The organism is Pseudomonas sp. UBA6310 (genome assembly GCF_002438225.1).
GTDB lineage: Bacteria > Pseudomonadota > Gammaproteobacteria > Pseudomonadales > Pseudomonadaceae > Pseudomonas_O > Pseudomonas_O kuykendallii.
Genome location: NZ_DJTK01000041.1, coordinates 1 through 6,503 on the forward strand (window position 1 = coordinate 1; position 6,503 = coordinate 6,503).

At 69.2% G+C, this 6,503-nt stretch carries 9 protein-coding genes; 8 read left to right on the forward strand and 1 reads right to left on the reverse strand.

Annotated features, from left to right (window positions below):
• From B3E91_RS09445 to B3E91_RS09480, 8 genes are all read left to right on the forward strand, one after another.
• On the forward strand, window positions 1-401 hold a 401-nt coding region (locus tag B3E91_RS09445; protein WP_287029200.1), incomplete at its 5' end, for a nucleoside monophosphate kinase.
• Window positions 402-521: 120 nt separating this feature from the next.
• On the forward strand, window positions 522-1,199 hold the full coding sequence (tsaB, locus tag B3E91_RS09450) for a tRNA (adenosine(37)-N6)-threonylcarbamoyltransferase complex dimerization subunit type 1 TsaB (RefSeq protein WP_090228810.1): 678 nt from the start codon (window positions 522-524) through the stop codon (window positions 1,197-1,199).
• A 151-nt stretch (window positions 1,200-1,350) separates the two neighbouring features.
• Window positions 1,351-1,704: a hypothetical protein gene (locus B3E91_RS09455; protein ID WP_287029201.1), complete on the forward strand. Its 354-nt coding sequence runs from the start codon at window positions 1,351-1,353 to the stop codon at window positions 1,702-1,704.
• Window positions 1,704-2,558, forward strand: a complete 855-nt coding sequence (locus tag B3E91_RS09460) for a DUF72 domain-containing protein (protein ID WP_287029202.1) — start codon at window positions 1,704-1,706, stop codon at window positions 2,556-2,558. Before B3E91_RS09455 ends, B3E91_RS09460 begins: the two co-directional genes overlap by 1 nt.
• A 34-nt stretch (window positions 2,559-2,592) precedes the next feature.
• Window positions 2,593-3,420 (forward strand): isocitrate lyase/PEP mutase family protein, encoded by an 828-nt coding sequence (locus B3E91_RS09465; RefSeq protein ID WP_287029204.1) that lies wholly within the window; start codon window positions 2,593-2,595, stop codon window positions 3,418-3,420.
• Window positions 3,421-3,423: 3 nt separating this feature from the next.
• A complete protein-coding gene (locus B3E91_RS09470) occupies window positions 3,424-4,104 on the forward strand; it encodes an extensin family protein (RefSeq protein ID WP_287029207.1) in 681 nt (226 codons plus the stop codon).
• Window positions 4,105-4,213: 109 nt separating this feature from the next.
• A complete protein-coding gene (locus B3E91_RS09475) occupies window positions 4,214-4,990 on the forward strand; it encodes a class I SAM-dependent methyltransferase (protein WP_287029208.1) in 777 nt (258 codons plus the stop codon).
• A 136-nt stretch (window positions 4,991-5,126) separates the two neighbouring features.
• Complete coding sequence (locus tag B3E91_RS09480) at window positions 5,127-5,606, forward strand: carboxymuconolactone decarboxylase family protein (RefSeq protein ID WP_287029209.1); 480 nt, start codon at window positions 5,127-5,129, stop codon at window positions 5,604-5,606.
• Here B3E91_RS09480 and B3E91_RS09485 read toward each other — a convergent pair.
• Window positions 5,599-6,246, reverse strand: coding sequence for a TetR/AcrR family transcriptional regulator (locus B3E91_RS09485; RefSeq protein WP_273233528.1), 648 nt, complete (start codon window positions 6,244-6,246; stop codon window positions 5,599-5,601). The two genes, B3E91_RS09480 and B3E91_RS09485, sit on opposite strands and share 8 nt — an antisense overlap.
• Window positions 6,247-6,503 lie beyond the last annotated feature (257 nt).

Genomic DNA, 6,503 nt, shown 5'->3' on the forward strand with positions numbered 1-6,503 from the left:
TCGACGGCTTCCCGCGGACCATTCCGCAGGCCGAGGCGCTGAAGCAGGCCGGGGTGAAGATCGACTACGTGGTGGAAATCGCCGTCGACGACGAGGAAATCGTCAGCCGCATCGCCGGTCGCCGCGTGCACCCGGATTCGGGTCGCGTCTACCACATCGAGCACAACCCGCCGAAAGTCGCGGATGTCGACGACCTTACCGGCGAAGCGCTGATCCAGCGTGACGACGACAAGGAAGCGACCGTGCGCCACCGCCTGTCGGTGTACCACTCGCAGACCAAGCCGCTGGTGGACTTCTACCAGCAGCTCGCGGCCGTCGAGGGCACGCCGAAATACACCGCCGTGCAGGGCGTGGGTTCGGTCGAGGAAATCACCGCCAAGGTGTTCGCCGCGCTGAGCTGACCCACCGCGCGTTCCGAACGGCCCGCTCGCGGGCCGTTTTCGTTTGCGCCGCACACCGCAGCGAGCGGCACGCTGCGGCTATAATGCGCGGCCTTTTCCTCCCTCACTGCGGACCCACCGATGACCACCTTGCTGGCCCTGGACACCTCCACCGAAGCCTGTTCCGTTGCCTTGCTCCACGAGCAACGGGTGCTGGTGCGTCACGAGGTGATCCCGCGCCTGCATGCCCAGCGGCTGCTGCCGATGATCGGCGAGATCCTCGCCGAGGCCGGCATCGGCATGAGCGCGCTGGACGCCATCGCATTTGGCCGAGGCCCCGGCGCCTTCACCGGCGTGCGTATCGCCATCGGCGTGGTTCAGGGCCTGGCGTTCGCCCTGGAGCGGCCGGTGCTGCCGATCTCCGATCTCGCCGTGCTTGCCCAGCGCGCTCACCGCGAGCACGCCGCCACCCAGGTCGCCGCGGCCATCGACGCGCGCATGGACGAGGTGTACTGGGGCTGCTATCGGCTGGAGGCCGGCGAGATGCGCCTGCTCGGCGCCGAGGCCGTCTTGCCGCCCGAACGCGTCGGCCTGCCGCGCGACGCCGCCGGCAACTGGTTCGGCGCGGGCACGGGTTGGGGATACGTGGCTCGCCTGCCGGTGGCGCCGCAGGCGCTGGACGCCAGCCTGTTGCCGCACGCCGAAGACCTGCTCGCGCTCGCCGGTTTCGCCTGGGCGCGCGGCGAAGGTGTCGAAGCCGATGCGGCGCAGCCCGTGTATCTGCGCGACAACGTAGCGACGCCCAAGGCACCGCTCTAGAAACCGCTCGGCAGGGCCCATGAACCAGGCCTGCGCGGCCCGGTCGGAGCAGGTGTGGGGCGCCGTTCATCCGCGCTCCCGGCCGCCGTGCCGGCGACGATTGCCAGCCTTCAGGCGACCGATTAGAGTGGCGCGACCTTGAGGTTATCCAATGCGTATCGACGGTTATACATCCCCCTACACAGTGGATCGCTCCTCCCGGCAGGGAACGGCGATCGCGCCCTACCGCGACGTTTCGCGCGGGGATGAGCTGCGCCGGGAAGATCCCACCTCGACGGCCGCCAGCCAGGACTTCGAGAACGTCGCGCAGCCGCGTCAGGTCGAGCAGAGCAAGACCGTCCGCGAGTCGAACAACGACAGCCTGCCCATCGTTCGTTACACCGACACCTACGAACGTCCGGTGACCAGCCGCGCCGCCCAGGCCCTGGCCAGCTACAGCACCACCGCCAGCTACGCCAGCGAGCTGGACGCCAACGAAGTCCTCGGCCTCGACCTCTACGCCTAGTGCCGCTCCCGTACTTTCTCGGTTGCCCTTCCTGGAACGATGCCGCCTGGCGCGGTTCGGTGTTCCCGCGCGAGGCGCTCGCCGAAGACTTCCTCGCCCATTACTGCCACCTGTTCAACAGCGTCGAGGGCAACACGACCTTCTACGCCTGGCCGGACGCCGCCAAGGTCGAACGCTGGGCGCAGACCCTGCCGGCGGATTTCCGCTTCTGCGCCAAGCTGCCGAAGGAAATCAGCCATGAGGGCGACCTGCGTGACAACCTGGCCAGCGCCCGGCGATTCCTCGCGCTGATGGCGCCGCTGGGCGAGCGTCTGCAGCCGCTCTGGCTGCAACTGCCGCGGGCCTTCGGGCCGCAGCGCCTGGCCCAGCTGGGCGAGTTCATCGATGCATTGGGCGTGCGCTCGCTGGCGGTCGAGGTGCGGCATGCGCAGTTCTTCGATGCCAGCGATGCCGAGCGGGCGCTCAATCGGCTGCTGCGCGATCGGGGTGTGGAACGCATCTGCCTGGACGCCCGCGCGCTCTTCGCCTGCCGCAGCGACGACCCGGCGGTGCTCGATGCGCAGCGGCGCAAGCCGCGCCTGGCGTCGGTGCGGCCGACGTCCTTCAGCGCCTCGCCGCAGGTGCGGTTCATCGGCGGGCCGGATCTCGACGCCAACGACGCGCACCTGACGCGCTGGGTCGGCAAGCTCGCCGAGTGGATCGAGCAGGGCCTGACGCCGCACATCTACCTGCACACGCCGGACAACCGGCTGGCCGGCGAGCAGGCCAAGCGCTTCCACGAGCGACTGCGCCGCCGCCTGCCCGGCCTGGAGGCGCTCCCGGAGGTGCGCACGTCGCAGCTCGATCTGCTTTGAGGGTAAGGTCGACTTTTTTGCGGAGGGCAATTCGATGACGTCCCAGGCATCTCGCGGCCAGGCGTTCAAGGCGCTGCACGCGCGCGACGGCGCGTTCGTCATCCCCAATCCCTGGGATGCCGGCTCGGCGAAGCTGCTCGCGGCGCTGGGCTTCCCGGCGCTGGCCACCACCAGCGCCGGCCTGGCCTTTTCCCTCGGCCGCCCGGACGGCGAGGGCGCGCTGGACCTGGAGCAGACCCTGGCGAATGCGCGCAGCATCGTCGAGGCCACGCCGTTGCCGGTCAGCGCCGACCTGGAGAACGGTTTCAGCGCCACCGCCGAAGGCTGCGCCGAGGCGATCCGCCGGGCCGCGGCGGTCGGCCTGGTCGGCGCCTCGATAGAGGACGCCAGCGGCAATGCGGCGCTGCCGATCCATCCGTTCGAGGAGGCCGTGCAGCGCGTGCGTGCGGCGGCGCAGGCGGCACGCGGCCTGGATTTCCCCTTCATGCTCACCGCGCGGGCGGAAAACCTCCTGCACGGGCGCGATGACCTGCGCGACACCCTGCGCCGCCTGGAGGCTTACGCGGAAGCCGGCGCCGATGTGCTTTACGCGCCCGGCCTCATCCGCCGCGAAGACATCGCCGCCGCCGTGCGCGCGGTGGCGCCCAAGCCGCTGAACGTGCTGATGGGCCTGTCGGGCGGCGCCTTGTCGGTCGACGAACTGGCCGGGCTCGGCGTGCGCCGGATCAGCGTCGGCTCGTCGCTGGCGCGCGCGGCCTACAGCGGCTTCTTCCAGGCGGCGCAGGAGATCGCCAGCAGCGGGACCTTCGCCTACGCCGCGCGCGGGTTGAGCTTCGCCGAGCTAAACGAGGCCTTTCGCTAGCCGATGCGCAAGTTCCTTTTGCTGGTGCTGATCCTCGCCGCGCCGGTCGTGGCGATCTGGCGCGGCTGGTGGGACGTGCCACCGCAGTGGAACCCCTGGGCGCCGCTGGATGTGCGCCTGGCGCCGAACCTGCTGACGCCGCTCAAGCTGATCCGCCTGCAGCAGGACCGCGAGCTGTGCGCACAGGCGCTGCAGAGCTCCGCGCTGCGCTACAGCGCCGTCGCCGATGGCCCGGTGTCCGGTTGTCCGATCGAGAACGCGGTGCGCGTGCAGGCGTCGGAGCTGGCCTTCAGCGGCTCCTTCGTCGCCACCTGTCCGCTGGCGGTGGCCTACGCGATGTTCGAGCGGCACGGCCTGCAGCCCGCCGCGCAGGCGGTGTTCGGCCAACCGGTGACGCGCATCGAGCACTTCGGCAGCTTCGCCTGCCGCAACATCGCCGGTAGCACGCGGCGCAGCCAGCACGCCTCGGCGAATGCCTTCGACATCGCCGGCTTCCGCCTGCGTGACGGCCGGCGCATCACCGTGGCGCGCGACTGGAAGGGCGATGACGACGCGGCGCGCTTCCTCCGCCTGGTCCACGACGCCGCCTGCGGCAGTTTCAACACCACCCTCGGGCCGCAGTACAACGCCGCCCATCACGACCATTTCCATGTCGACATGGGGCTCTACCGGATGTGCCGCTGAGCGTCGGCACTCGGCTGAACGCCGGGTGCGCGCGACCCGCTGTCATGCGGGCGCGCGTCACGGCGGCTTCTGGCAGAATGGCCGCCCCTCATCGCCTGCCCCGAGCACCATGACCGACCTGCCGACCCTGCGCGTCGAAGCGCTTTCCGCCGACCATTCCGCCGCCGCCGAGCGCTGGGCGCAGCGCCTCGGCCTGCCGTTGCAGGGCGACGCGGCGTTCGCCGTGCAGGTGGGCGCCGAGGGCTTGCAGTTCGTCGAACTGGGCGATGCCGCGCCAGGCCCGGTGCGGGTGGATTTCCTCGAGGGCGCGGTGGCGCACCGGCGGCGGTTCGGTGGCGGCAGCGGGCAGATGATCGCCAAGGCGGTCGGCGTCGGCGCGGGCATTCGGCCGTCGGTGCTGGACGCCACCGCCGGGCTGGGGCGCGATGCCTTCGTGCTGGCGACCCTGGGTTGCACGGTCAGCCTGATCGAGCGCCAGCCGCTGATCGCCGCCCTGCTGGAGGATGGGCTGGCCCGCGCCGCCGGCGACGCGGAGGTCGGTTCGATCGTCGAGCGCATGCGCCTGTTGGTGGGCAACGCCATCGAGCTGATCGGCGCCTGGCAGGGCGAGGCACCGCAGGTGATCTACCTCGACCCGATGTTCCCGCATCGCGACAAGAGCGCCCTGGTGAAGAAGGAGATGCGCCTGTTCCGCCCGCTGGTGGGCGACGACATGGACGCGCCGGCGCTGTTGCAGGCCGCGCTGGCGCTGGCCAGCCACCGCGTGGTGGTGAAGCGCCCGCGCAAGGCGCCGCCGATCGAGGGCGCGAAACCGAGCTACAGCCTGGACGGCAAGTCCAGCCGCTACGACATCTATCCGCTGAAGAAACTGGTCGCCGCCAACTGATCGCGCGCTCGTTCATGTCCCAGTCAAACAGGTCGAACTTGGCTCTACGTGACTAGGCCATAGCCCCGTACAGTCGTCTCCACCGGGCCACCACGGCATTCGCCGTAACGGCCCTCCGACCCTGCGGAGCACGACCATGAGCCAACGTCTCGACTACCACAAGCTGTCCCCCGACGCCGCCGCCCTTTACGCGGAATTCAGCGTTCTGCTGATCAAGAAACCCTTTCTCGCCGAGATCGCCCATCTGGTGACACTGCGCGCGTCGCAACTGAACGGCTGCGCCTTCTGCGTCGACATGCACGTCAAGGAAGCCAAGATTCACGGCGAGCGCGAGCTGCGCCTGCATCACGTCGCCGTGTGGCGCGAATCGCCGCTGTTTTCGCCGCGTGAACGCGCGGCGCTGGAATGGACCGAGGCGCTGACCCACCTGCCGCCGCACGGCGTACCGGACGCGATCTTCGCCGCGGTGCGCGAGCAGTTTTCCGAGCAGGAAGTGGCCGACCTGTCCTTCCTGATCATCGCGATCAACGGCTGGAACCGCCTGAGCGTCGCCTTCCGCGCCGTGCCCGGCTCGGCCGACAAGCTCTACGGCTTGCACAAGGCCAACCTCAGCTGAGCGGCTCGAGGCGGAACGCGCGCAGGAACAGCTCCACCACGTCGCGCACGTGGGCCTGCTCGTCTTCCGCACTCTGCGCTTCGGCGCAGCCGATCAGGTGGCGGAAGTGATGGCCGCCCTTGACCAGGCAGAAAAAATGCTCGGCGGCGCCGTGCGGGTCGGCGATGCGCAGTTTCCCGGCGCGATCCACCTCGGCCAACAGCCGCGCCATCTCCTCGATCACCTGCTTCGGCCCGGCCTCGTAGAACAGCTGCGAGAGCCGAGGGTTGGAACTGGCCAGGGCGATCATGGTGCGGTGCAGGCCCACCGATTCCGCACTGTTGATCAGGCTGTAGAAACCCAGCCCGATCCTCATCAGCAGCGCCTCGATGGGCGCCTCCTCGGTCAGTTCGAACAGCAGGTCGGGCAGCTGCTCTTCGCACTTGGCCTTCACCGCGGCAGCGAACAGCGTCTCCTTGTCGTTGAAATGGCTGTACACCGTGAGCTTGGAAACTCCGGCATGGGCGGCGATGGCGTCCATGCTGCTGCCGTCATAGCCCTGCCGCAGGAACAGGCATTTCGCCGCCTCGAGAATGGCCCTGCGCTTGGCGGGGTCCTTGGGCCGGCCGGGGCCGTTACCGGGAAAAGATTTGTCTGACATTTTCGCCGTTTAAATACTGGACTGGTGAGTTTTCTATTTTTACTATACCCGCCAGTATAAGAATTCCAAAACGCCGTCTGCGAAGGGCCACCGAACATGTCACCCCGTTTCCTCGCTCCGCTTTCCGTCCTGTCCCTCGCGCTGGCGCTTGGCGCTTGCGAAAAACCCCAGGCGCCGCCGGCTCCGCCGCGCCCGGCGATGGTGGTGCAGCCGCAGCCGGCGGGTGCCGCCTCGGAGAGCTTTCCGGGCGAGGTACG